The sequence below is a fragment of the Bartonella sp. AA89HNZF genome (genome assembly GCF_042196905.1).
Taxonomy (GTDB): Bacteria; Pseudomonadota; Alphaproteobacteria; order Rhizobiales; family Rhizobiaceae; genus Bartonella.
This window is the reverse complement of sequence record NZ_JBHIRD010000122.1, coordinates 335-639: the sequence shown is the minus strand read 5'-3', so window position 1 is coordinate 639 and position 305 is coordinate 335. Positions and strand designations below refer to the sequence as shown.

Annotated in this window: 1 pseudogene; it reads left to right on the top strand. The window is 41.3% G+C overall.

The features are described from left to right. Positions 1-305: pseudogene (locus ACFIN0_RS10050) on the top strand (histidine--tRNA ligase); the annotation flags it as partial.

The following is a 305-nucleotide window of genomic DNA, read 5'->3' as shown; positions in this document are numbered from 1 at the left end:
GATATTGTTGGAACACCAACCGTTGCGGCAGATGCTGAGATTTGCATGATGGCAGCGGATAGTTTGGAAAAATTAGGAGTTCAGCAACATGATTATGCCATTCGTTTGAATAACCGAAAAATTCTGGAAAGTGTTTTGCAGTTGATTGGTTTAGATGAAGGAGAGCAGATTGAAAAGCGCTTAACTGTCTTAAGAGCAATGGATAAGCTTGATAAATTTGGTCCTGAAGGCGTACGGTTGCTTTTAGGTAAGGGGCGTTTGGATGACAGTGGTGATTTTACAAAAGGGGCTGAGCTTAAGGATAA